The sequence below is a fragment of the Micromonospora chalcea genome, assembly GCF_028768405.1.
In the GTDB taxonomy this organism is placed as follows: Bacteria; Actinomycetota; Actinomycetes; order Mycobacteriales; family Micromonosporaceae; genus Micromonospora; species Micromonospora chalcea.
Genome location: NZ_CP118233.1, coordinates 1,373,058 through 1,396,418 on the forward strand (window position 1 = coordinate 1,373,058; position 23,361 = coordinate 1,396,418).

At 74.0% G+C, this 23,361-nt stretch carries 25 protein-coding genes and 1 tRNA gene; 11 read left to right on the forward strand and 15 right to left on the reverse strand.

From position 1 onward, the window contains the following. The first annotated feature begins 58 nt into the window (after positions 1-58). Both PVK74_RS06415 and PVK74_RS06420 read left to right on the forward strand, forming a co-directional pair. Positions 59-268, forward strand: coding sequence for a hypothetical protein (locus PVK74_RS06415; protein WP_030503913.1), 210 nt, complete (start codon positions 59-61; stop codon positions 266-268). Continuing rightward, positions 265-738: a hypothetical protein gene (locus PVK74_RS06420; protein WP_043323975.1), complete on the forward strand. Its 474-nt coding sequence runs from the start codon at positions 265-267 to the stop codon at positions 736-738. Before PVK74_RS06415 ends, PVK74_RS06420 begins: the two co-directional genes overlap by 4 nt. On the opposite strand, the gene PVK74_RS06425 is transcribed toward PVK74_RS06420, so the two are convergent. Continuing rightward, entirely contained in the window at positions 735-935 is a 201-nt protein-coding gene (locus PVK74_RS06425) for a hypothetical protein (RefSeq protein ID WP_043323973.1), read from the reverse strand. The genes PVK74_RS06420 and PVK74_RS06425 overlap by 4 nt on opposite strands. Before the next feature lie 127 nt (positions 936-1,062). On the opposite strand from PVK74_RS06425, the gene PVK74_RS06430 reads away from it, so the two are divergent. Next, complete coding sequence (locus PVK74_RS06430; RefSeq protein WP_043323971.1) at positions 1,063-1,719, forward strand: hypothetical protein; 657 nt, start codon at positions 1,063-1,065, stop codon at positions 1,717-1,719. 5 nt (positions 1,720-1,724) lie between these two features. Here the strand turns inward: PVK74_RS06430 and PVK74_RS06435 are convergent, their stop codons facing one another. The 9 genes from PVK74_RS06435 to PVK74_RS06475 form a co-directional block, all read right to left on the reverse strand. Further along, the gene (locus PVK74_RS06435; RefSeq protein WP_043323969.1) at positions 1,725-1,907 is read right to left on the reverse strand and encodes a hypothetical protein; all 183 of its coding nucleotides are present in this window, start codon (positions 1,905-1,907) and stop codon (positions 1,725-1,727) included. A 66-nt stretch (positions 1,908-1,973) separates the two neighbouring features. Then, positions 1,974-2,171, reverse strand: coding sequence for a hypothetical protein (locus PVK74_RS06440; protein ID WP_030503909.1), 198 nt, complete (start codon positions 2,169-2,171; stop codon positions 1,974-1,976). Between the two features lie 45 nt (positions 2,172-2,216). Further along, on the reverse strand, positions 2,217-3,980 hold the full coding sequence (gene selB, locus PVK74_RS06445; protein ID WP_113974169.1) for a selenocysteine-specific translation elongation factor: 1,764 nt from the start codon (positions 3,978-3,980) through the stop codon (positions 2,217-2,219). Positions 3,981-3,985: 5 nt separating this feature from the next. Further along, the gene (gene selA / locus PVK74_RS06450) at positions 3,986-5,278 is read right to left on the reverse strand and encodes an L-seryl-tRNA(Sec) selenium transferase (RefSeq protein WP_104115415.1); all 1,293 of its coding nucleotides are present in this window, start codon (positions 5,276-5,278) and stop codon (positions 3,986-3,988) included. A gap of 21 nt (positions 5,279-5,299) precedes the next feature. Continuing rightward, positions 5,300-5,395 (reverse strand) — tRNA-Sec (locus PVK74_RS06455). A gap of 45 nt (positions 5,396-5,440) precedes the next feature. Next, positions 5,441-6,610: an NrfD/PsrC family molybdoenzyme membrane anchor subunit gene (nrfD, locus tag PVK74_RS06460; RefSeq protein ID WP_274478476.1), complete on the reverse strand. Its 1,170-nt coding sequence runs from the start codon at positions 6,608-6,610 to the stop codon at positions 5,441-5,443. Continuing rightward, positions 6,607-7,650 (reverse strand): 4Fe-4S dicluster domain-containing protein, encoded by a 1,044-nt coding sequence (locus PVK74_RS06465; protein ID WP_043323965.1) that lies wholly within the window; start codon positions 7,648-7,650, stop codon positions 6,607-6,609. The genes nrfD and PVK74_RS06465 overlap by 4 nt, the downstream gene beginning before the upstream one ends. Beyond that, entirely contained in the window at positions 7,643-10,966 is a 3,324-nt protein-coding gene (fdh, locus tag PVK74_RS06470; RefSeq protein ID WP_274478477.1) for a formate dehydrogenase, read from the reverse strand. The genes PVK74_RS06465 and fdh overlap by 8 nt, the downstream gene beginning before the upstream one ends. 302 nt (positions 10,967-11,268) lie before the next feature. Next, entirely contained in the window at positions 11,269-11,859 is a 591-nt protein-coding gene (locus PVK74_RS06475) for a hypothetical protein (protein ID WP_274478478.1), read from the reverse strand. 519 nt (positions 11,860-12,378) lie between these two features. Between PVK74_RS06475 and PVK74_RS06480 the strand changes: the two genes are divergently transcribed. After that, complete coding sequence (locus PVK74_RS06480; RefSeq protein WP_043323958.1) at positions 12,379-12,705, forward strand: hypothetical protein; 327 nt, start codon at positions 12,379-12,381, stop codon at positions 12,703-12,705. Continuing rightward, complete coding sequence (locus PVK74_RS06485) at positions 12,702-13,352, forward strand: nucleotidyl transferase AbiEii/AbiGii toxin family protein (protein ID WP_069089624.1); 651 nt, start codon at positions 12,702-12,704, stop codon at positions 13,350-13,352. The genes PVK74_RS06480 and PVK74_RS06485 overlap by 4 nt, the downstream gene beginning before the upstream one ends. A 139-nt stretch (positions 13,353-13,491) precedes the next feature. Here PVK74_RS06485 and PVK74_RS06490 read toward each other — a convergent pair whose 3' ends face one another. Continuing rightward, positions 13,492-14,394 (reverse strand): SDR family oxidoreductase, encoded by a 903-nt coding sequence (locus PVK74_RS06490; protein WP_064445930.1) that lies wholly within the window; start codon positions 14,392-14,394, stop codon positions 13,492-13,494. Positions 14,395-14,546: 152 nt separating this feature from the next. Between PVK74_RS06490 and PVK74_RS06495 the strand changes: the two genes are divergently transcribed. Beyond that, positions 14,547-16,337 (forward strand): bifunctional metallophosphatase/5'-nucleotidase, encoded by a 1,791-nt coding sequence (locus PVK74_RS06495; RefSeq protein WP_274478481.1) that lies wholly within the window; start codon positions 14,547-14,549, stop codon positions 16,335-16,337. Between the two features lie 39 nt (positions 16,338-16,376). Here PVK74_RS06495 and PVK74_RS06500 read toward each other — a convergent pair whose 3' ends face one another. Further along, a complete protein-coding gene (locus PVK74_RS06500) occupies positions 16,377-16,562 on the reverse strand; it encodes a hypothetical protein (RefSeq protein WP_274478483.1) in 186 nt (61 codons plus the stop codon). A 95-nt stretch (positions 16,563-16,657) separates the two neighbouring features. On the opposite strand from PVK74_RS06500, the gene PVK74_RS06505 reads away from it, so the two are divergent. Further along, positions 16,658-17,692: an NAD(P)-dependent alcohol dehydrogenase gene (locus tag PVK74_RS06505; protein WP_274478485.1), complete on the forward strand. Its 1,035-nt coding sequence runs from the start codon at positions 16,658-16,660 to the stop codon at positions 17,690-17,692. Between the two features lie 10 nt (positions 17,693-17,702). On the opposite strand, the gene PVK74_RS06510 is transcribed toward PVK74_RS06505, so the two are convergent. Then, positions 17,703-18,494, reverse strand: coding sequence for a DUF2785 domain-containing protein (locus PVK74_RS06510; protein ID WP_274478486.1), 792 nt, complete (start codon positions 18,492-18,494; stop codon positions 17,703-17,705). Positions 18,495-18,503: 9 nt separating this feature from the next. Then, a complete protein-coding gene (locus PVK74_RS06515; RefSeq protein ID WP_166457411.1) occupies positions 18,504-19,649 on the reverse strand; it encodes a geranylgeranyl reductase family protein in 1,146 nt (381 codons plus the stop codon). Positions 19,650-19,786: 137 nt separating this feature from the next. On the opposite strand from PVK74_RS06515, the gene PVK74_RS06520 reads away from it, so the two are divergent. Next, complete coding sequence (locus tag PVK74_RS06520) at positions 19,787-20,023, forward strand: hypothetical protein (protein ID WP_043323944.1); 237 nt, start codon at positions 19,787-19,789, stop codon at positions 20,021-20,023. Between the two features lie 4 nt (positions 20,024-20,027). Next, complete coding sequence (locus PVK74_RS06525; RefSeq protein WP_274479253.1) at positions 20,028-21,458, forward strand: MFS transporter; 1,431 nt, start codon at positions 20,028-20,030, stop codon at positions 21,456-21,458. Here PVK74_RS06525 and PVK74_RS06530 read toward each other — a convergent pair. Beyond that, the gene (locus tag PVK74_RS06530; RefSeq protein WP_274478488.1) at positions 21,431-21,988 is read right to left on the reverse strand and encodes a helix-turn-helix domain-containing protein; all 558 of its coding nucleotides are present in this window, start codon (positions 21,986-21,988) and stop codon (positions 21,431-21,433) included. The genes PVK74_RS06525 and PVK74_RS06530 overlap by 28 nt on opposite strands. 71 nt (positions 21,989-22,059) lie before the next feature. Here PVK74_RS06530 and PVK74_RS06535 point away from each other — a divergent pair, with 71 nt between their 5' ends. Both PVK74_RS06535 and PVK74_RS06540 read left to right on the forward strand, forming a co-directional pair. Beyond that, positions 22,060-22,401 carry a hypothetical protein gene (locus PVK74_RS06535; protein ID WP_274478489.1) on the forward strand — a complete coding sequence of 114 codons (342 nt, stop codon included), beginning with the start codon at positions 22,060-22,062 and terminating at the stop codon, positions 22,399-22,401. After that, positions 22,398-23,315, forward strand: a complete 918-nt coding sequence (locus PVK74_RS06540; RefSeq protein ID WP_274478490.1) for an alpha/beta fold hydrolase — start codon at positions 22,398-22,400, stop codon at positions 23,313-23,315. The genes PVK74_RS06535 and PVK74_RS06540 overlap by 4 nt, the downstream gene beginning before the upstream one ends. Positions 23,316-23,361 lie beyond the last annotated feature (46 nt).

Genomic DNA, 23,361 nt, shown 5'->3' on the forward strand with positions numbered 1-23,361 from the left:
GCCCCGGCCCGGGCGGGTAGACGGGTTCGTCAGCCGACGGCGACCCGAGGAGGCAGTGATGGCAGGACCCCGTCCGGGCAGCAACGCGTACGACAAGCAACGGGCACGGCTGCGCGACCTCGTCGAGCAGTCCGGGCGCGCCACCGACAAGGAGGCCAACCAGGTCGCCAACCGGATCCTGCAGGACGACCGTGGGCAACGCGGCGTGGTCCGGGGCGAACGGACCTACGGCCCCAAGGGCAACCGGGAACCGGGTGACCCGAAGTGAGAGCGGCATCCGCCGTCGACGGCGCCATCGCGGGCGCCGTCGGCAGCGCCGTGCTCAACGCGGTCTCCTACCTCGACATGGCGCTGCGGGCGCGGCCGGCGAGCAGCACCCCGGAGTCGGTGGCCGGACGGCTGGCCGACGTCACGCACGTCGACCTGGGCCCCGGCGACGAGGCGGCGAACCGCCGTTCCGGTCTGGGGCCACTGCTCGGGTACGCCACAGGCATCGCCGCGGGGGCCGCGTTCGGTCTGCTCGCCGGACAACGGCGGATCCCGTTGCCGCTGGCCACGGTGCTGCTCGGCGGTGGGGTGATGGCCACCTCGGACGGCTCGATGACGGTGCTGGGCGTGACCGACCCGCGTACCTGGCGGCGCGCCGACTGGGTCTCCGACCTGATCCCGCACCTGGCGTACGGGCTGTCGGCCGCAGCCACCTGGCGGCGGCTGCGGCCGGCGTCGGCTCGCGGTTAGCTCTCGTCGTCGGCAACCGGCTCACCGGCCGGACCGTACGGCGACACCTGACCCTTCGGAACGGGCCGTCCCGCGTCGGCGTTCGACGTGCCCCGGCTCCGCGAACGGCCGCCCGCCTGGGTGGCCGTCTTGCGGCTGTCCTGGCTGGTGGCGCCGAGATCGTTCCGGCGCAGTTCCTCCTGCTGCGGCTTGACCACGGCTCTCTCCTTCCCGGTGGGGCGCACGGCCGTCGGCCGCGCACCAGACAGGCGTACCCGTCGCCGCCCGGCGCATTCCGGATCGGCGCGGGGGTCTGGCCGGGGCCGGGACGGGTAAGCCGGATGGATGCCAGACGATCGCAACGTCGCGCGCGCTCTGCTGGACCGGCAGTCCCGCACGTACGCGGAGGAGGCGGGGATCACCCTCGCCGACCGGCCCGGCCCGCTCTACCAGCTGCTGGTGCTCACCACGCTGCTGAGCACCCGGATCCGGGCGTCGGTGGCGGTGGCCGCCGCCCGGGAGCTGTTCGCCGCCGGTTACCGCACCCCGCAGACGATGGAGGCGGCGAGCTGGCAGGACCGGGTCGACGCGCTGGGCCGGGGCCACTACCGGCGCTACGACGAGCGGACCGCGACCATGCTCGGCACCGGCGCCCGGCTCTGCCTGGACCGCTGGCACGGCGACCTGCGCCGGCTGCACCAGGAAGCCGGCGCCGACCGGGCCGCGCTGCGCCGGTTTCTCACCGAGTTCCCCGGCATCGGCCCCACCGGGGCGGACATCTTCCTGCGCGAGGCGCAGTCGGTGTGGCCGGACGTGCGCCCGTACGCCGACCGGCGCACGCTGGCCGGGGCGAAACGGCTGGGCCTGCCGGCGAGCCCCGGCGACCTGGTCGGGCTGGTCGGCGAGGCCGACTTCGGGCGGCTGGCGTCGGCGCTGGTGCGGGTGGCGCTGGGCGAGGAGTCGGCCGGCGAGGTGAGCCGCAGCGCCGCCACGGCGCGCTGAGAGCGCTACTTGGCCGGCCCGGGCTTGGTCAGGTTCCAGGCCAGCAGCGCGGCGAGCAGCGCGAGCAGCACCACACCGCCGGAGACGCCGCCCTCCCCGCCGCTGTCGCGGCTTCCCGAGAAGCCGAAGTAGATCACGGCCAGTCCGGCCAGCACGGTGATGAACGTACGCAGTCCCCTGTCCTTCACGCCCGCACCGTACGACCGGCGGCGCCGCCCGGGGCGGGGATCGGGCGGCCGTCCCCCGTCCGGGTGTCAGTCCGTCTCCAGGTCGTCCAGGGAGATCGCGTGGGTCATCAGCCAGCGGGCCAGCGCGGCCATCCCGAACAGCCACAGCGGCGCCGACTCGGTGGGGCCGTTCGTGGCGTAGATGGCGAACCTCAGGTCCGGTGCGCGGTACGCCTCGATCCGCCACTTGTGGTTCTTGTCCCGCCAGACCGCGGAAGGGTCCATGGCGTCACGGTAGGTGACCGGAGCGGGCGGGCGACGCCTGTTGCGTCAGCCCGGCGGGCGGAGCACCTCGCGGGCGTCGTCGGGCAGCCGCCGGGTGGCGCCGCGCCGGTCCAGCAGCTCCAGCAGCGGCACCGCCACCCGGCGGGTGGTGCCGAGCGCCTGCCGGGCGGCGCTGAGCGTGAACGGCTGCGGCAGCCCGGCCAGCACGCGTACCGCGTCGTCCGGGGCGCCGGGGAGCAGCACCACGTTCTCGGCGAGCTTCAGCAGCGCGCCGGCCCGGACGGCGGCGCCGATCTCGCGGGGGCCGAGCCCGAGGTCGGCCAGGTGGTGCGCCTCGGGCGCCTGGAACGGTCGGTCGCCGTACTCGGCCCGGACCCGGTCCACCGCCCGCGCCACCGGATCGGGCAGCGTGTGCTGCCCGGCGGCGGTGACCAGGCCGTCGCGCAGCCGCAGCGGCGGGCGCAGCAGCGCCGTGACCAGCGCGCGGTCGGGCAGGTCGAGCCGGTGCCGCAGCACGTCGACCGGTACGCCCGCGGCGAGCGGATGCTCGGCGGTGTACCGGGTCACCTCCTCGGTGAGGCGGCGGCCCAGGTCCCGCCAGTGCTCCGGGTCGGCCAGCCACTGCCCGGCCACCGGCGTCGCGGTCGGCGGCACGCCCATCCGGGTCAGGTCCCCGGCCCGGATCAGCAGCCGCCGGCGCAGCTCCCCGTGCAGGTCCGGGCGCCCGTCCAGCCCGGCGAGCACGGCCGCGCGGGCCGCTGCCGCGCCCCGGCGGCGCAGCGGCGGCGGGTCCACGTCCAGCACCGTGACGCCACCGCAGACGTGGTGCCGGCCGGGGTCACGCAGCAGCGCCCGGTCCCCGATGAGCAGCGGCAGCGGCCGGGCCAGGCGCAGCCGGACCGTGTCCGGGCCCAGCGGCCGGACCCGGGCAGGCACCGCCGCCGAGCCGGCGTGCAGCATGAGCGTGGCCGGCAGGTCGGCGGCCGGGTCGCCGGACAGGCGCACGTCGAGCAGGTCGGTACGCCCGAACCGGCCGGGTGTGAGCAGCGCGTCGCCGCGCCCGACGCGGTCCCGGGGCAGGCCGCGCAGGTTCACCGCGACCCGGGCCACCGCCTCGACGGCGGTGTGCGCGGCGCCGAGGGAGTGCAGTCCGCGTACCCGCACCGCCTCGCCGGTGCCGGCCAGCTCCAGTTCGTCGCCGACGCGCAGCCGGCCGCCGCCGAGCGTGCCGGTGACCACGGTGCCGCTGCCGCGTACCGTGAACGCGCGGTCCACCCAGAGCCGCACCGGCGCGTCAGCGGCCGGGTCGGGCAGCCGGGCGGTCAGGCGGTCCAGGGCGGCGCGCAGCTCGGGCAGTCCGGCGCCGGTGACCGCGGAGACCGGCACCGCCTCCACCTCGCCCAGCGACGTCGCGGCGATCTCCGTGCGGGCCCGCGCCGTCGCCGGCCCTGGGTCGGCGAGGTCCGCGCGGGTCACCGCCAGCAGCCCGTACGACACACCCAGCGCGTCCAGCGCGGCCAGGTGCTCGGCGGACTGCGGCATCCAGCCCTCGTCGGCGGCCACCACGATCAGCGCGGCCGGGACCGGGCCGACACCGGCGAGCATGTTCGGCACGAACCGCTCGTGCCCCGGTACGTCGACGAAGGCGACGGTGCCGCCGGAGGGCAGCGTGGTCCAGGCGAAGCCGAGGTCGATGGTCATGCCCCGGCGGCGTTCCTCCGCCCACCGGTCCGGTTCCATCCCGGTCAGCGCCCGCACCAGCGTCGACTTGCCGTGGTCGACGTGCCCGGCGGTGGCCACCACCCACATGCCGGTCAGTCCTCCACGCTCAGCACGGCCACACGGACCCGGTCGTCGGCGCCCTCCGGCACGGCGCGCAGGTCCAGCAGGAGCCGGCCCTGCAGCACCCGTCCGAGGACCGCCGGGTCGCCGGCGCGCAGCGGCTCGGCGTACCGCTCGGGCAGGCTCAGCGCCCACGAGTCCAGCTCCACGCCGGGCGCCCCGCCGCCGCCGACGACTGCCGCGCTGGGCACCACCTCGGCCTTGCAGCCGTCCTCACCGAGCCGGTCACGCAGCCGCTCCACCCGCTCCCGCAGCCGGACCGGGTCGGCGTGCAGCGCGTCGCGGGTGGGCGTGGTCGGGGCGTACAGGGTGGCGGCGAGCGCGGCGAGGGTGAGCTTGTCGACGCGCAGCGCCCGCGCGAGCGGGTGCCGGCGCAGCCGGTGCACCAGGTCGGCGTCGCCGAGCAGCAGACCGGCCTGCGGGCCGCCGAGCAGCTTGTCGCCGCTGGCGGTGACCAGGTGCGCGCCCGCGCGCAGCGTGGTGGCGGCGTCCGGCTCGTCGGGCAGCAGCGGGTCGGGCGCGAGCAGGCCCGACCCGATGTCGACCACCACCGGTACGCCGAGCGTGGCCAGCTCGGCGACCGGCACCGCCGAGGTGAAGCCGGTGACCACGAAGTTCGACGGGTGCACCTTCAGCACGAACCCGGTGTGCTCGCCGATCGCGGCTTCGTAGTCGGCGCGCGTGGTGCGGTTGGTGGTGCCCACCTCGCGCAGCCGCGCGCCGGTGCTGGCCAGCAGGTCGGGCAGGCGGAACCCGTCGCCGATCTCGACCAGCTCACCGCGGCTGACCACGATCTCCCGGCCGGCGGCGAGCGCGGTCGCGGCCAGCGCCAGCGCGGCGGCGCCGTTGTTCACCACGTGCACCGCCCCGGCGTCGGGCACGGCGGCGGCGAGCGCGTCCAGCGCCTCCCGGCCGCGCCGCGCCCGCCGTCCGGTACGCAGGTCCAGCTCCACGTCGGTGTGCCCGGCGGCGGCTACGAGCGCGTCCACGGCGGACGGGGCGAGCGGGGCACGGCCCAGGTTGGTGTGCAGCACGACGCCGGTGGCGTTGAGCACGGCGCGTGGCGTACGGCCGGGCAGGTCGGCGAGCGCCGCATCGCGTACCTGATCGGGGGTCAGCTCGCCGCGGCGGGCGCGGTCCTGCGCGCTGACGATCGCGGCCTTGACCCGGTCGCGGCCCAGCGTCACGGCGGCGGCGGCCAGCGCGGGATCGGCGAGCAGCGCGTCGGTGCGCGGCACCCGCCGTCGCGGGTCGACCTCACGCATCGCGCACTCCCGGGAACGGTTTGGCGGAGACGGACGGGAATCGAACCCGCCTGGCCCGGGTCCCGGACCACACCGGTTTTGAAGACCGGGAGGGGCACCAGCCGCCTGAACGCCTCCACGCAGCAGTCAACCACAGCGGACGGGAGGCCGCCCGGGGAGGTGTCAGACCTGGTCGGCGGCCCGCCGGTCGGCGCGTTCGCGCTGCGGCACCACCGTGTAGCGCGGATCGCGCGCGGAGGCGACGCCGCCGTGGAAGATCCCGAACCGGGTGCACACCGACGCGGCGATCAGCGCGCCGCCGGACAGCGCGGACAGCACCCGGCTGCGGCGACCGACCAGCGCGCCGACCACACCGGCGGCGGTCAGCGCGCGGCCCGCGCGCAGCAGCTTGCCGGGTGTGCCCTGCGTGTAGGGCTCGCTGAGCAGCCCGAGCCGGTTCTCCACCCGGTGCGAACCCCACAGCTCCATCGCCGCGCCCGCGACCGCGAGGCGCCGCGCCGGACCGGCCTGGGCGCAGGGCGCGGCCACCAGCCCGACACCGGCGCCGCTGGCCAGCGCGCTGCCCGCGAAGATGGCCGGCAGTTCCGGGTACGCCTCGTGCCACGACGGCACCGCCGTGTCCGCCAGCAGCACCCCGGTGTACGTGGCCAGCGCGGGCGCGGTGACGGCGGCGACCACACCGGCGGTGTGCCCGGCCGGGGGCAGCAGCCGGCGGCCGAGCCCCAGCACGCCGCGCTCGGGCAGCAGCGGGGCCGCCTCGGCGATCGCGGCGAGCCCGGCGGCCGGGCCGAACACGCTGAGGATCCAGGTGCCCACCGACATCGGCGAGGTCACCTTCGCCACCCGCAGCATGTGGTGGAACCGGGACGGCCGGCCCAGGTCGTGGACCAGGAAGTACGTGCTCGCGCCCACCGCCGCCAGGGCGGTGACCCGGCCGGCGCGGCGCAGCGCCGGGCGGCCGGTGAGCTGCCCGCCCGCGGCCAGCAGCGACGAGCCGGCGGCGAGACCGCCGGTGAACAGGTACGCGGCGATGTCCCACCGCCACACCGGCGGCTTGAGGACGGGCCGGCCGTAGTAGGAGGTGAACTCGGCCGGCGGGACGTTGAGCTGCTCACCACCACCCTTGCCGCGCCGGCGCGGGGCCGCGTCGCGGGGCGGGTGCGGGGCCAGCCGCGCGTCGCGGGAACCCTCGTCGGTGCGTCCCACGCCGGGACCGGCCGCGGTGGCCCGGCTGCCGTTCTCCCGCTCGGCGGCGCCGCGGTCCTCCGGTCCCGTGGACAGGCGCTCGCGGAAGCGGCGGAACAGGTCACCGACCGGGCGGTCCGGGCTCACGACGATCCTCCGACGAACGCGGCGACGGCAGCCGCCGCCATGGCCAACGCGGCGAACCCGGCCCGCTTCCACATCTTCGGCAGGTCCCGGGTGGTGACCACCGGGTCCGGCGGCAGCCCGTACACCTCCGGCTCGTCGAGCAGCAGGAAGAACGCGCCGTCGCCGCCCACGCCGTCGGTCGGGTCGTGCCCGTACAGCCGCGCCTCCGGCACGCCCCGCTCGTGCAGCGCGGCGACCCGCGTGGCGGCCCGTTCCCGCAGCTCGTCGAGCGGGCCGTACTGGATCGACTCGGTCGGGCACGCCTGCGCGCAGGCGGGCGTCATGCCCGCGCCGATCCGGTCGTAGCACAGCGTGCACTTCCACGCCCGGCCGTCGCCCTTGCGCTGGTCGATCACGCCGTACGGGCAGGCGGAGATGCAGTAGCCGCAGCCGTTGCAGATGTCCTCCTGCACCACCACCGTGCCGAACTCGGTGCGGAACAGCGAACCGGTCGGGCACACGTCCAGGCAGGCCGCGTGCGTGCAGTGCTTGCACACGTCGGACATCATCAGCCAGCGGAAGTCGGTGCGGGTCTCCGCGCCGCTGTCCCGCCCGGGCGGCTGCGCGCCGGGCATGCCGAGGAACTCCGGACCGGCCGCCATCCGTGCCGCCGCCTCCGGCCGCCCCGGCGGCAGACCGGGATTCGTGCCGGTGTCGGGGGCCGTGCCCGCGCCGACCGCCGCGGACGCGGGGCTGGTCGCCGGGCCGGTCGGGTCGCCGGCGAACGGCGGCGTGCGGTGCCCGGCCGGCCGGGGCTGCTCGATGAACGCGACGTGCCGCCACGAGTTCGCGGTCAGCGCGCCGGTGTTGTCGTACGACATGCCGAGCAGGTCGAACCCGGAGTCCGGGACGCCGTTCCACTCCTTGCAGGCCACCTCGCACGCCTTGCAGCCGATGCAGACGCTGGTGTCGGTGAAGAAGCCCATCCGGGGCGGCGCTTCGACCCAACCCGCGTCGGGGGCCGGGTCCAGCGGACCGTACAGGCTGTTGGCGTCAGGCATCCGGTTCCCCGTCCTGGTGCGCGGCGGGCGACTGCTCGTCGGTGCTGCCGGCGGCGTCGTCCCCGCCGGCCGCGTCGGTGGTCACCAGCGGGATCTTCCGGTCCGGCGTCATCCCGGCCCGCCGCTGGTAGTCGCCGACCAGGTCCAGCAGCGGCGGACCGGTGGGACGACGGCCGGGCCGGATGTCGCAGGTGCCGACCTTGCTCTCCTGGATGAGCACGTTCGGGTCCAGCGTGATGCCGAACAGGTCGTTCGCCGAGTCGCCGGTGACCAGACCCTCGGTGCCGAAGTGGTACGGCAGCCACACCTGGTGGATGATCCGCCCGTCCACCCGCAGCGGAGTGAGCCGGTCGGTGACCAGCACCCGCGCCTCGATCACCGCGCGGCCGCTGATCAGGTGCGCCCAGCCCAGGTGCGCCAGCCCGACCTCGCCGGCCAGTTCCGGGGACACCTCGACGAACATCTCCGGCTGCAGCTCGGCCAGGCGCGGCACGGTACGGCTCATCCCACCGGCGGTGTGGTGCTCGGTGAGGCGGCTGACCGTGAACACGTACGGGAAGACCTGGCTGTGCGGCTCCGGCGGACTCGGGTTCATCCGGTTGATCGGGTGCTCGTAGATCTTGCGGGTCGGGTTGGCCTGCTGACCGTAGAGCGGGTTGCGCATCGGCGACTCGGCCGGCTCGTAGTGCGTCGGCAGCGGGCCGTCCAGGACGCCGCTCGGCGCGTACAGCCACGCCTTGCCGTCGCCCTGCATGACGAACGGGTCGTCACCGGCGAGCGCGGCCGGCCCGGAGGCGCCCTCCGGCGGCCGGTACGACGGCGGCTTCGTCTTCTCGAAGTCCGGCACGTCGTAGCCGGTCCACTCGCCGGCATCCGGGTCCCACCAGACGTACTTCTTGCGCTCGCTCCACGGCCGGCCCTCGGGGTCGGCGGAGGCGCGGTTGTAGAGCGTGCGGCGGTTCGCCGGCCACGCCCAGCCCCACTCGGCGGCCACCCAGTCCTGCTCGTGGCGGGACCGGCGGCGGGCCGCCTGGTTCACCCCGTCGGCGTAGACGCCGGAGTAGATCCAGCAGCCGATCGCCGTCGAGCCGTCGTCGCGGGCCTCGCCGAACGCGTTCAGCGGGCGGCCGGTCGCCACCTCGTACCCGTTGATCTCCTTGAGCACCGCCTCGGCGCTCGGCTCCGCGTGCGGACCGTGCGTGGGGTAGTCCCAGGCCAGGTCCAGCAGCGCCCGGTCGCGGCGCTCGGTGGAGCCGGCCAGCTTCTCCCGCAGCACGCGGCCGAGGTGGTAGAAGAACCACAGCTCGGAGCGGGCGTCGCCCGGCGGGTCGACGGCCTTCTCCCGCCACTGCAGCAGCCGCTGCGTCTGGGTGAACGTGCCCTCCTTCTCCACGTGCGAGGCCGCCGGCAGGAAGAACACCTCGGTACGGCACTCCTCCGGCACGATCTCACCGGTGGCGACCTCCGGGCCGTTCTTCCAGAACGTGGCGCTCTCGATCATGAACAGGTCGCGGACCACGAGCCAGTCGAGGTTGGCCATGCCGAGGCGCTGGGCGCGGCCGTGCGCCGAGCCGACCGCCGGGTTCTGGCCGAGCAGGAAATAGCCCTTCACCTTGCCGTCGATCATGTTCAGGACCTGCTGGTACGTGCCGTGGTCGCCGGTCATCCGGGGCATGTAGCCGTAGCAGAAGTCGTTCTCCGGCGTCGCCGCGTCACCCCAGTACGCCTTGAGCAGGCTCGCCGCGAACGCCCGCGAGTTGCCCCAGAAGCCCTTCTGGCCCGGGTGCCGGATGCTGTCCACCCACCTGTCGAACGTCGGGTGGTCGGCGTGGTGCGGCATCGGCAGGTAGCCGGGCAGCAGGTTGAACAGCGTCGGGATGTCGGTGGAGCCCTGGATGCTGGCGTGACCGCGCAGCGCCAGGATGCCACCGCCCGGACGGCCCATGTTGCCCAGCAGCGTCTGGATGATCGAGCCGGTGCGGATGTACTGCACGCCCACGCTGTGCTGCGTCCAGCCGACCGAGTAGACGAGCGCGCCGGTGCGCTCCCGCCCCGAGTTCTCCGTCCAGGCACGCGCCAGCTCGAGGAATTTCTCCTCCGGGATGCCGCACACGCGGGCCACCATCTCCGGCGTGTAGCGGGAGAAGTGCCGCTTCAGGATCTGGTAGACGCAGCGCGGATGCTGCAACGTCTCGTCCCGCGGGGCCTGCGCCGGCACCGGCTCGCCGTGCGACTCGTGCTCCAGCCCGGAAGCCGAGTCACGCTCCTTGCCGGTACCCCGGATCTTGGCGTTGTCCTCCTGGCCCTCGTACTGCCAGCTGGCGTGGTCGTAGGAGCCGGTGTCCGGGTTGTAGCCGGAGAACAGGCCGTCCAGGTCCTCGGTGTCGGCGAACCGCTCGCTGACGATGTTGGCCGCGTTGGTGTACGCCAGCACGTACTCCCGGAAGTCCAGCTCGTTGTCCAGGATGTAGCGCACCACGCCGCCGAGCAGCGCGATGTCCGTGCCCGCCCGGATCGGCAGGTACGTGTCGGCGAGCGCGCTGGTGCGAGTGAACCGCGGGTCGACGTGGAAGACCTTCGCGCCGCGCTTCTTCGCCTCCATCACCCACTGGAAACCCACCGGGTGGGCCTCGGCCATGTTCGAGCCCTGGATGATGATGACGTCAGCGTTGGCGAGATCCTGCTGGAAGTCCGTGGCGCCGCCGCGACCGAAGCTGGTCCCCAGACCGGGGACGGTGGCGGAGTGTCAAATACGGGCCTGGTTCTCGATCTGGAGTGCCCCCATCGCGGTGAACAGCTTCTTGATGAGGTAGTTCTCCTCGTTGTCCAGCGTCGCGCCGCCGAGGCTGGAGATGCCGAGCGTCCGGTTCAGCGGACGACCCTCGTCGTCGACGTCCTCCCAGGTCTCCGCGCGGGCGGCGAGGATCCGGTCGGCGATCATGTCGAGCGCGACGTCGAGGTCCAGGTCTTCCCACTCGGTCGCGTACGGCCGGCGGTAGCGGACCTTCGTCTGGCGCAGCGGGCTGGTCACCAGGCTCTTGCTGGCCGAGCCCTTCGGGCAGAGCCGGCCGCGCGAGATCGGGCTGTCCGGGTCGCCCTCGATCTGGGTGACCTTGCCGTCGGAGTGGAAGACGCGCTGCCCGCAGCCGACCGCGCAGTACGGGCAGACCGAGCGGGCCATGCCGTCGGCGGTCTCGGTGCGGGCGGTCAGCGCGGCGGAGCGCGCCGACTGGGCGGCGGCGCCGCGACCGAGCGGATCGGTGCCGGTGAGTTGCCGGTAGACCGGCCACCCCTGGATGAAGGTCTTCAGACCCACCCGGGCACCCCCTCCGCGTCGAGAACGGCTCTCACCTCTTCCTTCTCACCCTAGGCCAGCCGCCGGAGGCGTGCGAGTCGAGCCCACAGACAGAGCCGCCCCGGCCATTCGGCCGGGGCGGCTCTGGGCGTCGGTGTGCATGTCGCCTCTCGGCGAGTGGCGCGACGCGGCTCCAGCCGAACGGTATTCCGCGAAGGCAATTTAGGTGAGGCCCGGGGACACTGGACACACCGACGCTCTGCACAACGGTACCGGGGTCACGGTTCTTCCGCTCGTTCCTCGTGACCCCGGTCACCGCCGGGTCAGCTGTTCCAGTGCTCGGCGACCAGGTCGGCGGCCTGCTGCTCCCACTGGGCGTAGTGGTCGGGGTACGCGGAGACCTGGACGGTCTGGGCGGCGACGGTCAGCGGCATGTCGCGCCAGCCGTCGACCTGCTTCAGGCCCTTCAGGAACGCCATGGTCGAGTACTCGGGGTCGGTGATCTGCTCGACCGTGCCCCAGCCGGAGGAGGGGCGCTGCTGGAACAGGCCCTGCGAGTCGTGGTCGTTGCGGTCACCGAGGTGGCCGAGGTTCTCCAGCTTCGACTCCTGCAGGGCGGTGGCGATCGACACGACCGCGGCGCGTTCGTCCATGCCGGCCTTCTTCGTCGCCGCGATGATGGCCTTGACGTTGGCGGTCTGCTCGTCGTCGAGGTCGATGCGGGACTGGGTGCCCTGCACGCCGTGCGGGATCAGCGCGGCGCTGTCGAGCTTGCTGGCGGCCTGGGTGGTGGTGACCGCGGCGTCGCGGGTGGTGGGGGTGCTGGTGTCGTGGTTGAGGGGGCCGGCGGCGAGGCCACCGGCGACGGTCAGACCGGCGATACCGAGGATGCTCTTGCGCAGGATCGTGTTCATGAGGGGGCTCCATTCGGGGGTCGACGCACCCGGGGGCGAGTGCGTGGGCACCGTCAGGCGCTCAAGAAGTCTTCGGGGGGATCCGGCTCGCTGCCCGTGGCTGCGGGGGCCGGAGACATGTCCAACGACCGCCGCCCCGGGATCATTCCGGGGTGCCGGGGGATGCTGCTGCGGTCGTTCACCAGGTATAACGCCCCCGCCCCGCCACCGATTCCGCCACCCGGGTGTCCCCGACCACCCCGAAACCCGACACCCACCCCACCCGCCACCCCGGCTCACCCTCCCGTGACCCGGAAGCGTCGATCATGAGGTTGACGGCACCTCGTGTCCGTTTTGTCGCCGCCAACCTCATGATCGATCAGGCCTCAGTGAACGGTCATTGATCAAGGAGTTTGGGTCACCCGTGAGGCCTGAGGCAGACACAAACTCCTTGATCAACGGGCTGGGGTGGGCCCGCCCGACGCGACAAGGGCGGGAAGGGAGGGGGGTGATGGGCCGGGTTGGGGTTACCCTGATGCCATGTCGGCCACCGCGCACGCGTACCTCGCCCGGCCCGGGCGACCCGCCGTGGTGGCGCGCACCCTGGACGAGCTGACCGGCCCCACCACCGGCATCGTCGAACTGCCGGTACGCCTCATGTGGAGCAGCGAGCGCGCGTTCGACCTGGCCGACCCGGACGAACTGCTCTGGATGTACGAGAACGTGCTGCGCGAGACGACCCGGGTGGAGGATCTGCGCGAGCTGATCCACGGGGGCACGTTGCGCCGGTTGTGGCCGCTGTTGAACCTGCCCCGGGGCGTACGCCTGGCCTGGGAGGGCCGGCACCGGAGCCTGCGCCCGGCGTGACCCATCCGCACGACTTCTACCGGGAGGTGGCCCGGGTGGCGCTCGCCGCCGCCGGCCCGCACCGGTTCGTGCTCGGCGGCGGTGTCGCCTGGGCCGCGCACGGCCTGGTCACCCGCCCCACCGAGGACGTCGACCTGTTCGCCGACGTGGAGGGCGCCGCCGCGGCCGCGGCCGACGGGGTACGCGCGGCACTGGAACGGGCCGGCTACCAGGTGGCCGAGGCGGATCCGGGCGGGCTGGGCGAGGTGTTCGACGGCTTCGACCGGGACCTGCGGGACTTCGTGGTGAGCCGGGACGGCCGGCAGATCCGCCTCAGCCTGGCCCGCCTGGACCGGCACCGCAGCCCGGTGGTGATGGACTTCGGCCCGGTGATGGACGTGCGGGACCTGATCGCCAACAAGACCGCCGCGCTGGTGAACCGGCGGGAGGTACGCGACTACATCGACGTCTCCGCCGCGCTGGACCGGTACACGGTCGCGGAGCTGCTGGAGCTGGCCCGGCAGGTGGACCCGGCGCTGGACGACGAGGACGTGCGCGCCGCCGGCCGCTACCTGGACGGGCTGGCCGACCGGCGGTTCACCCGCTACGGCCTGGACGCGCCGCGCATCGCCGAGGTGCGCCGCCGGATGGCCGTCTGGCCCCGCTGAGCAACGGAACCAGACGACCCCGCCGCGCCGCGCCGGACGGACAGACGCCCGAGTCGCACCGGACCAGACGACCGAGCCGGGACAAGCCGGACCGGCCGGATGGGCGAGCCGGGACCAGAGACGCAGCCGGACCGGACGCTCACTTCGTCGGGCGGCCGCCCGTGACGCCGAGGATCTCGCCGGTGACGTAGCTGGACTCCTGGGAGGCGAAGTAGACGTACGCGGGCGCCAGCTCGGCCGGCTGACCGGGACGGCCCAGCGGCGTGTCGGTGCCGAACTGCTTCACCTTCTCCTCCGGCATGGTGGCCGGGATCAGCGGCGTCCAGATCGGACCGGGCGCGACCGCGTTGACCCGGATGCCCCGCTCGGCGAGGTTCTGCGCGAGCGCCTTGGTGAAGTTCGCGATGGCGGCCTTGGTGGTGGCGTAGTCGAGCAGCTGCGGCGACGGGTCGAACGCCTGGATCGACGACGTGTTGATGATCGTCGAGCCTTCCTTCATGTGCGGCACGGCGAACTTGCAGAGCCAGAACATGGCGTACACGTTGGTCTTGAACACCCGGTCGAACTGCTCGGTGGTGATGTCGAGCAGGCCGTTGTCCTGCGACATCTGGTACGCCGCGTTGTTGACCAGGATGTCGACGCCGCCGAGGTCGCGCATCGCCTGGTCGACGAGGGCACGGCAGTTGGCCTCCTCGCGCAGGTCGCACCGGACCGCGACGCCGGTGCGCCCGGCCTGCTCGATCAGGGCGACCGTCTCCCGGGCGTCCTTCTCCTCCTCGTCGGCGAGGTAGGTGACGAGCACGTCGGCGCCCTCGCGGGCGAAGGCGATCGCCACGGCCCGCCCGATGCCGGAGTCGCCGCCGGTGATGATCGCGCGCTTGCCGGTGAGCCGGTCGCTGCCCCGGTACGACTGCTCGCCGTGGTCGGGCTTCGGCCCCATCTCCTGCTCGTTGCCGGGCGGCGTCTGCTGTTGCGACGGCTGTCCCTCACGCTGTCCGTACTGCTCGGCCGGGTGCTGCTGGGTGAACTGGTCCTCGCTCATGTCTGCGCCCCTACCCCGGTGACCGGAGGGGAAACAGCAGCACCGTGACCGTAGGGGAAACAAAACGGGCCGGTGTGGCGCACGCGACATGTGGTGGTTATGGTGCGCAACGGCGCCCACGAGGCGCGTACCCCCCATTGGAAAGGCACCTCATGACTTCCTCCTCCGGCGCCTCCCGGCGCCAGGTGCTGGCCGTCGCGGCCGCCGCCGCGACCGCTCCCCTGCTGGCCGGCGCGCCCGCCGAGGCGAAGCCGAAGCAGCCGAAGACCTGGGACCTGACGATCCTCGGTACGTCCGACACCCACGGCAACGTCTACAACTGGGATTACTACAAGGACGCGGAGTTCGACGACAGCAAGCAGAACGACGTCGGCGTCGCGAAGCTCGCCACCCTGGTCAACCAGATCCGCGCCGAGCGCAAGGGCAGGGCCACGCTGGTCCTCGACGCCGGCGACACCATCCAGGGCACGCCGCTTGCGACGTACTACGCCAAGCAGGAGCCGATCACCAGCACCGGTGAGACGCACCCGATGGCCCGCGCCATGAACATCCTCAAGTACGACGCGGTGACGCTCGGCAACCACGAGTTCAACTACGGCCTGCCGCTGCTGGCCACCTGGATCGAGCAGCTCGGCTTCCCGGCCCTGGCCGCGAACGCGCTCAACGCGAAGACCGGCAAGCCGGCGTTCCTCCCGTACGTGATCAAGGAGGTCAAGCTCGGCGGGCACGGCGCGCCGAAGCTGCGCGTGGGCATCCTCGGCCTGACCAACCCCGGCGTGGCCATCTGGGACAAGGGCAACGTCGAGGGCCGCCTGGTCTTCGCCGACATGGTCGCCACCGCCGCGAAGTGGGTGCCGGAGATGCGCCGCCGCGGCGCCGACCTGGTCGTCATCTCGGCGCACGGCGGCGACAGCGGCACCTCCAGCTACGGCCCGGAGCTGCCGAACGAGAACCCGACCGCGCTGATCGCCGAGCAGGTGCCCGGCATCGACGCGATCCTGTTCGGCCACGCGCACAACGAGGTGCCGGAGAAGTTCGTCACCAACCTCACCACCGGCGAGCGGGTCCTCACCTCGGAGCCGTCGAAGTGGGGCCAGCGGCTGACCCGGATGGACTTCACGCTGACCCGGGAGAAGGGCCGCTGGAAGGTCACCGCCAAGTCGGCCACCACGCTCAACACCAACACCGTGGTCGAGGACCCGGCGGTGCTCGCGGCCGTGCGCGGCCAGCACGCCAAGACCGTCGAGTACGTCAACCGCGTCGTCGCGCAGTCCAGCGTGGAGCTGTCGGCCGCCGAGTCGCGGTACAAGGACACCCCGATCCTGGACTTCATCAACCACGTCCAGACCGAGGTCGTCACCGAGGCGCTCGCGGGCGGCGAGTACGCGGGCCTGCCGGTGCTGTCCATCGCCGCGCCGTTCAGCCGTACCGCGGTGTTCCCGCAGGGCGACGTGCGCATCCGCGACGTGGCGGGCCTCTACGTGTACGACAACACGCTGGAGGCGGTCGTGCTGACCGGCGCCGAGGTGAAGGCGTACCTGGAGTACTCGGCGAAGTACTTCGTCACGCTGCCGGCGGGCGCGCCGGTGAACCCGGAGACGATCAGCGACCCGGCGGTGCCGGACTACAACTACGACGTGTTCTCCGGCGTCGACTACGACATCGACATCGCCAAGCCGGTCGGCCAGCGGATCACCCGGCTGGTGCTGGCCGGCACCGACACCCCGGTCGCGGCGGACGCCCGGTTCGTGGTGGCGGTGAACAACTACCGGCGCAGCGGCGGCGGCAACTTCCCGGGCATCGTGAAGACCCAGGTCTACAACGCCCAGCAGGAGATCCGCCAGCTGCTCATCGACTGGGCGCAGGCCAAGGGCGTCATCGACCCGGCCGACTTCTTCGTACCCAACTGGAAGCTGGTGCGCGACGGCGTGCCGGTCTTCTGACCCTGCGGCGACGGGGCCCGGGCCGGTGCCCGGGCCCCGTCAGCCGCACGCGCGCAGGTGCCACTCCGACTCCCCGCCGACCGGGTCCGGCCGGTCCGGCGGGGTCTCGGTCTCCACGGAGCGCGTCAGCTCCTCGGGGCGTACCCGGGCCGGCAGTTCGCCGAAGCGGACGTGCCGCAGGAACGCGTACTCCTCGTCGGTGAACGACTCGGCCGGCTCACTCATGACCGCATTGTGCGCCCGCCCGTCCCGCCGGCGCATCAACCACCACGGCAGGGGTATGCCGCCGCGACGACCGTCGGCGACGAGGTGGAGGAGACATGCGCGCAGTACGGATGACAGCGCCCGGGGTGCTGGAGCACACGGAGGTGCCCACGCCCGAGGCCGGCCCCGGTGAGGTGCTGCTGCGCGTCGGCGCGGTCGGCGCCTGCCACTCCGACCTGCACATCCTCGACGCTCCGGCCGGCGTGTTCCCGATCCCGATGACGCTGGGGCACGAGATCGCCGGCACCGTCGACACGGTCGGCGCCGGGGTGGTCGGCTGGTCGCCCGGAGAACGGGCCGCGGTCTACGGGATCATCGGCTGCGGCCGGTGCCGGGCCTGCCTGCGGGGCGAGGAGAACCGCTGCCGGGTAACCCCGGTCGGCGGCGTCGGGCTCAGCCGCGACGGCGGGCTCGCCGAGTACGTCGTGGTTCCCGCGTCCCGGCTGCTGCCGGTCGGCGACATGGACCTGACCCAGGCCGCGCCGCTCACCGACGCCGGGCTGACGCCGTACCACGCGGTGGAGCTGGCCCGGCCCCGGCTGCGGCCCGGCACCACCTGCGTGGTGATCGGCATCGGCGGGCTGGGGCACATGGGGTTGCAGATCCTGCTCGCCACCACAGCGGTACGGATCGTCGCGGTGGACACCAGCACCGCGGCGCTGGACCTGGCCGGCCGGCTCGGCGCGCACCACGTGGTGCAGGCCGGCCCGGACGCGGTGGAGAAGATCCGTGAGCTGGTCGGGCCGGCCCCGGACGGCGCGGACGTGGTGCTCGACTTCGTCGGCGCGCAGGCGACCCTGGACACCGCCCGGCAGGTCGTCGCCACCGGCGGTCAGCTGCTGCTGGTCGGCCTGGCCGGCGGTACGCTGCCGATCCGGCCGGTCGCCGACGAGCCGCCGCCCGTGCCGTTCGAGGCCGCTGTGGCGGTGCCGTTCTGGGGCACCCGGGCCGAACTGCACGAGGTGATCGCGCTGGCCCACGACGGCCGGCTGCACGCCGACGTGCAGACGTTCCCGCTCGCGGAGGCGCCGCAGGCGTACGAGGCGCTGCGCCGGGGCGACGTGCACGGGCGGGCGGTCATCGTCCCCTGACCGGGGGCGTTCAGCCGTGCTGGAAGACCGGGGCGAGCACCTCGGCCAGGCGTGCCTTGACCGCGTCGCGGTGCGGCTGCGGCAGCGCCGGGGCGTCCCGGCTCGGCCCGATGCCGGTGTCCAGCAGCACGTACAGCGCCCGCAACGTCCGCATGCTGTTCGAGGCGTGCGCGGGTGTGGTGCCCCGGGGCAGCGCGGCGAAGCTCGCCGCGACCGGTTCCAGCCAGCCGAGCGCGTCGGCGCCGGACAGGCCGGGCCGGGCCAGCACCAGCGCGATCGCGCGGGCCAGCCGGTCGTCCTCCTGTTCGGCGAAGAGGTGCCCGGTCGGCGCGACGAGGCGGGCCGCGGCCAGGTCGAGCATGCTCGCCGGGTCGACAGACGGGTGGCGGCCGAACGTGGCCAGCAGGTCGGCGCCGTGGGCCACCGCGTGCAGCCAGCCGAGCGTCGCGTCGTACCCGCGCAGGTCGGTCTCGGCCGGGTACCAGGCACTGAACGCGGCGAGCCAGGCCGGGTCGAGGTCACCCCGGCTGACGATCATGTCCAGCACCAGCGGCGCGAACGTGCGGGCCTGGATCTCCGGGTCGGTGAACCGCTCGGCCATGATCGCGCCCAGCTTCGCCCGGCGGCCGGCGTCGATCACGTCCCGGGCGATCCAGGTGCGCAGCACCACGTAGGGCGCGCCGTCCCGGACCGCCGGGTCGGGGTCGCGCAGCGCGGCGGCGAGTTCGGCGACGAGGTCGTCCAGGTCGCGGCCGTCCGGCACCGCGAAGTCGCGTCCGCAGACGAGATCCCAGTCGGTCACCGCGCCAGGTTAACCGGCCACGGCCCGCGCCCTCGCGGGCAGGCGGTCGAGCACCGCGAGCCCGGCGCGTACCGGCCGCCGGTCGAGCATCTCGGCGAAGCTCGCCCGGCCCTGGCAGAACCGGACGAACATCCGCCAGCCGGGCGGGCTGGCGAGCATCGCGTGGAACACGTCGGGCCGCCGCTCGAACGTCTCCAGCAGCCGGTGCCCGGCGCGCATCTCCGGCGTCAGCCGCCGGCCGACCTCCCGGGCGTACGCGCCGAGGTCACCGACGGCCACCGCCTCCCCGGCCAGCCGGCCGGAGCGCAGCGCGTAGCTGATCCCCTCCCGGCTCCACGGCTCCAGCAGCCCGGCCGCGTCGCCTGCGACCAGCACCCGCCCGTGGCGCAGCGGCGAGTCGTCGGCGCGGCAGCGGGTGAGGTGACCGGAGTCGTGCTCCGGCGTCACCCCGGACAGTCCGAGCCGGTCGGTGAAGTCGCGCAGGTAGGCGCGGGTGCGGTCGCCGTCGCCCCGGGCCGAGATGACGCCCACGGTGAGCCGGTCGCCCTTGGGGAACACCCACGCGTAGGAGCCGGGCAGCGGCCCCCAGTCGAGCAGCACCCGGCCGCGCCAGCGTTCCCGTTCGGCACCGTCCACCGGCAGTTCCAGTTCCAGGCCGAGGTCGACCTGGCGGAAACGGACACCGACGTGGCGTGCCGTGACGCCGGAGGAGCCGTCCGCGCCGATGACGGCACGGGCGCGCACCACCTCGCCGTCGGCCAGGCGCAGGCGTACCTCGTCGGGGTCCTGCTCGACCGCGCGGACCGCGACGCCCTCGCGGACCTGAGCCCCGGCGGCGACGGCGGCGGCGCGCAGCCGGTCGTCGAACTCCTCCCGGCGGATCATCGTGACCAGCGGCGACGGGTGCCGGCGGGTGAACGCGCGCCGCCCGTCGCGGGTGAACGTGATCCGGTCGACCCGGTCGTGGGCGGGCACCTCGAGGCGGTCGGCGACCTCGGCCAGCGAGGTGCCGATCAGGCCGCCGCCGCAGGTCTTGTACCGGGGGTGGGTGGCCCGCTCGACCACGAGCGTGCGGACGCCGGAGCGGGCCGCGGCATGCGCGGCGGAGAGTCCGGCGGGCCCACCGCCGACCACGACGAGATCCCAGATGATCACTGGTGCAGCCTAGGGCACCGCCGTGCCGCCCCGCCCGGCACGACAGTCGAACGGGTGAGCATCATCGTGGCCCGTCCGGGTAACCGCCGGTCGCCGGCCGTCCGCGGGTCGGACGGTCCACGCCGAGGAGGGAAGCGATGCCTCAGGTCCAGCTGTCTGCGGTCGAGGAACGGGTGTACCAGGCGGTGTCCGCGCTGGAGGTGCAGGGACACGTCCCCTACCCGGACCTGATCGCCCAGGAGACCGGGATGACCGAGGAGGAACTGCGCGAGCCGCTGCACTCGCTCACCGAGCGAGGGCTGCTGCACCGCGAGGACTCCCCGATGTCCGGCCTGGACTTCGGGCCGCGGTGGTGCGCGCGCCAGGTGGCGTGATCGGATCGTGCCGGACACCGGGTACGACGATCGGCGTCGCTGGCGCGCGCTGAGCGTCGGCCTGATCGCGGCGTTCATGACGCTGCTGGACGTCAGCATCGTCAACGTCGCGGTGCCGTCGATCGACCGGGCGCTGCACGCCACACCGAGCGACCTGCAGTGGGTGCTGTCCGGGTACGCGCTGACGTTCGGCCTGGTGCTGGTGCCGGCCGGGCGGTTCGGCGACGCGCGCGGGCGGCGTACCGCGTTCGTGGTCGGGGTGGGCCTGTTCACGCTGACCAGCGCGCTGGCCGGGCTGGCCCGCTCGCCGGAGTGGCTGGTGGTGGCCCGGCTCGTCCAGGGCGCCGCCGCCGGTGTGGTGAACCCTCAGGTCAGCGGCATGATCCAGGAGCTGTTCCGGGGCGCCGACCGGGGTCGCGCGTTCGGCCTGCTGGGCGCGACGATCGGTATCTCCACCGCCGTGGGGCCGCTGCTCGGCGGCCTGCTCATCCAGCTGGGCGGCGCGGAGCACGGCTGGCGGTGGGTGTTCTTCGTGAACATCCCGGTCGGGATCGTGGCGATGCTGCTCGGCTGGCGGCTGATGCCGACCCGGGCGACGAACCCCGCCGGGCGGGGCCGCCTCGATCCACTCGGCGTGCTGCTGCTCGGCGCCGGGGTGACGGTGATCCTGCTGCCGCTGGTGCAGCGGGAGCAGTGGCGGGGCCCGGGCAAGTGGTTGCTGATCCCGGTCGGCCTGCTGCTGCTCGCCGGGTTCGCGCTCTGGGAGCACCGGTACGCCCGGCGCGCCCAGCCGCTGTTCGACCTGCGGCTGTTCACGGTGCGCTCGTACACGCTCGGCGCGCTGATCGGCCTGATCTACTTCGCCGGGTTCACCGCGATCTTCTTCATCTTCACGCTCTACCTGCAGATGGGGCTCGGCTACAGCGCGCTCGTGGCCGGTCTGGCGATCACGCCGTTCGCGCTCGGTTCGGCGCTCGCCTCCGCGCTCGGCGGCCGGGTGGTCACCCGGTACGGCCGTCCGCTCGTCGCGATCGGGCTACTGGCGGTGGTGGCCGGGCTGATCGCGACCGACCTGGTGCTGGCGGGCGGGCCGCACGACAACGTGCCGCTGCGGACCGCGCTGCCGCTGCTCGTCGCGGGGCTGGGCAGCGGCCTGGTGATCGCGCCGAACCAGACGCTCACGCTGTCCGAGGTGCCGGTGCCGATGGCCGGCAGCGGCGCGGGCATGCTGCAGACCGGGCAGCGCATCGGCTCGGCCGCCGGCATCGCCGCGGTGGGCGCGCTGTTCTTCTCCACGATCGCCGACGACCACGGCGACTGGGGTACGGCGTTCCGCCACTCACTGCTGCTCGCCGCCGGGATCATCGTGCTGGCGCTGGGTGCCGCTGTGGCGGACATCGTGGCCGGTCACCGGCGCCCGGCGGGCCGCTCCTGATCGGCGCCGGGCAGCAGCACGGTGGTGAGCAGCCGCCGGGTGCGGCCGGGCCCGGGGCCGAGCGCGGCGTACTCGGCGAACAGCTCGCGGAACCGGGTGACGAACTCGGCGGTCTCGGCGTCGGTGGCGTGGAACGCGTTCTGCCGGTAGCCGGCCACGTCGCGGGCCAGGTCGGGGTCGCCGCGGTCGAGGTAGCCGTCGAAGTCGGCGAGCAGGCCCGCGACGAAGGTGAGGAACGCCTGGCGGTGCCGTTGCGGGCTCATGGCCCGGGCCTCGTCCGGGTCCACCGACGCGGCAGCCTCGTGGAGCCGGTAGCTGCGCTCGACCGCGCCGCGGGCGCGCCGCTCCCCGACCGTGTGCAGCACGCCGTTCTCGGCGAGCGTGGCGACCTGCCGGTAGAGCGTGGCCGGCGGCACGTCGCTCAGCTCGCTGCGCAGGTCGGCGGTGGTCAGCGTGCGGCCGCCCAGGAACGCCTGGACGATGCGCAGCCGGACCGGGTGCATCAGCAGCTCCACGGTGTCGAGTGCCACAGTGGCTCCCCTTTTTGTTATCGCCTCCGGTAATGTTCTCACCGACGATAACAGAACCGAGGAGCGCGCCGATGGCCACCATCGACATCACCCCCGACCGCATCGACGTCCGGCTCACCACCGCCGAGAAGATCTGGGCCCTGCGCGGCGACCTGTCGTTCCCCCGCTCCGCCGTCGCGGGCGCCGTCGTCGTGCCCGACAGGGCGCGCGCCACCCGCGGCATCCGGGCGCCCGGCCTCGGCGTGCCCCGCACGCGCAACGTCGGCACCTGGCGCGGCAGGGCCGGTAAGGAGTTCGTCAGCGTCCGCGGCGGCCAGCCGGCCGTCCGCATCACCCTCACCGGCCAGGCGTACGACTCCCTGCTCATCGGCGCCGACGACGCCTCCGCCCTGGCCGTGGCGGTGCTGCCGTGACGATCGACCGTCCGCTCGTCGTCGACTCGGGCGAGCAGCGGCTGTCCGGCACGCTCACGCTGCCCGACGGCGCCGGAGGGCACCCGGTGGCGCTGCTGCTGCCCGGCTCCGGGCCGATCAACCGCGACGGCGACCACCGCCGCCTGCCCCTGGGCATCCAGCGGCACCTGGCCGCAGCGCTCGCCGGGGCCGGGATCGCGGTCGCCCGGTACGACCGGCGGGGCGTCGGCGAGAGCACCGGCGAGTTCCTGCGTACCGGCTTCTTCGACAACGTCGACGACGCGGCCGCCGTGTTCGCGGCGCTGCGCGACGACCCGGCCGTGGACGCCGGACGGATGTTCCTGGTCGGGCACAGCGAGGGCGCGCTCACCGCTGTCGCGCTCGCCGCGCGCGGCGTACCGGTGGCCGGCCTGGTCCTGCTGTCCGCGCCCGGGCGCACCGGCGCCGAGGTGCTGCGCTGGCAGGCCGGACGGCTGCTGCCCACGCTGCCCGCGCCGGTACGCCTGGTGCTCCGGCTCACCCGCACCGACCTGGTGGCGAAGGTGACCCGCAACCACGAGAAGATCCTCGCCACCGACAAGGACGTGGCGTGGGTCGGCGGGCAGCGGCTCAACGCCCGCTGGTTCCGGGAGTTCCTGCGCTACGACCCCCGGCCGGACCTGGGCCGCGTCGACGCCCCGATCCTCGCGCTCACCGGCGACAAGGACCTCCAGACCGACCCGGCGGACCTGCCGGTCATCGCCGCGCACGCGGGCGGGCCGGTGCGGACCGGCGTGCTGCCGGACGTCACCCACGTGCTGCGGCGCCAGCCCGGTCCGCCGTCGCTGCGGGCGTACCGGGACGAGGCGAAGCAGCCGCTGGCCCCCGAGGTGGTCGAGCCGGTGCTGTCGTGGCTCGCCGCGCACGGCGGCTGAGAGCACGCGAAAGGCCGGCACCCGATCCGGGTACCGGCCTTTCGGT

Excerpts from the sequence above, each read along its gene's own strand:
- PVK74_RS06415 (WP_030503913.1), top strand. The coding sequence starts at position 59 with ATGGCAGGACCCCGTCCGGGCAGCAACGCGTACGACAAGCAACGGGCA.
- PVK74_RS06430 (WP_043323971.1), top strand. The coding sequence starts at position 1,063 with ATGCCAGACGATCGCAACGTCGCGCGCGCTCTGCTGGACCGGCAGTCC.
- PVK74_RS06440 (WP_030503909.1), bottom strand. The coding sequence starts at position 2,171 with ATGGACCCTTCCGCGGTCTGGCGGGACAAGAACCACAAGTGGCGGATC.
- selB (WP_113974169.1), bottom strand. The coding sequence starts at position 3,980 with ATGTGGGTGGTGGCCACCGCCGGGCACGTCGACCACGGCAAGTCGACG.
- selA (WP_104115415.1), bottom strand. The coding sequence starts at position 5,278 with ATGCGTGAGGTCGACCCGCGACGGCGGGTGCCGCGCACCGACGCGCTG.
- PVK74_RS06465 (WP_043323965.1), bottom strand. The coding sequence starts at position 7,650 with ATGCCTGACGCCAACAGCCTGTACGGTCCGCTGGACCCGGCCCCCGAC.
- PVK74_RS06475 (WP_274478478.1), bottom strand. The coding sequence starts at position 11,859 with ATGAACACGATCCTGCGCAAGAGCATCCTCGGTATCGCCGGTCTGACC.
- PVK74_RS06480 (WP_043323958.1), top strand. The coding sequence starts at position 12,379 with ATGTCGGCCACCGCGCACGCGTACCTCGCCCGGCCCGGGCGACCCGCC.
- PVK74_RS06490 (WP_064445930.1), bottom strand. The coding sequence starts at position 14,394 with ATGAGCGAGGACCAGTTCACCCAGCAGCACCCGGCCGAGCAGTACGGA.
- PVK74_RS06495 (WP_274478481.1), top strand. The coding sequence starts at position 14,547 with ATGACTTCCTCCTCCGGCGCCTCCCGGCGCCAGGTGCTGGCCGTCGCG.
- PVK74_RS06500 (WP_274478483.1), bottom strand. The coding sequence starts at position 16,562 with ATGAGTGAGCCGGCCGAGTCGTTCACCGACGAGGAGTACGCGTTCCTG.
- PVK74_RS06505 (WP_274478485.1), top strand. The coding sequence starts at position 16,658 with ATGCGCGCAGTACGGATGACAGCGCCCGGGGTGCTGGAGCACACGGAG.
- PVK74_RS06520 (WP_043323944.1), top strand. The coding sequence starts at position 19,787 with ATGCCTCAGGTCCAGCTGTCTGCGGTCGAGGAACGGGTGTACCAGGCG.
- PVK74_RS06535 (WP_274478489.1), top strand. The coding sequence starts at position 22,060 with ATGGCCACCATCGACATCACCCCCGACCGCATCGACGTCCGGCTCACC.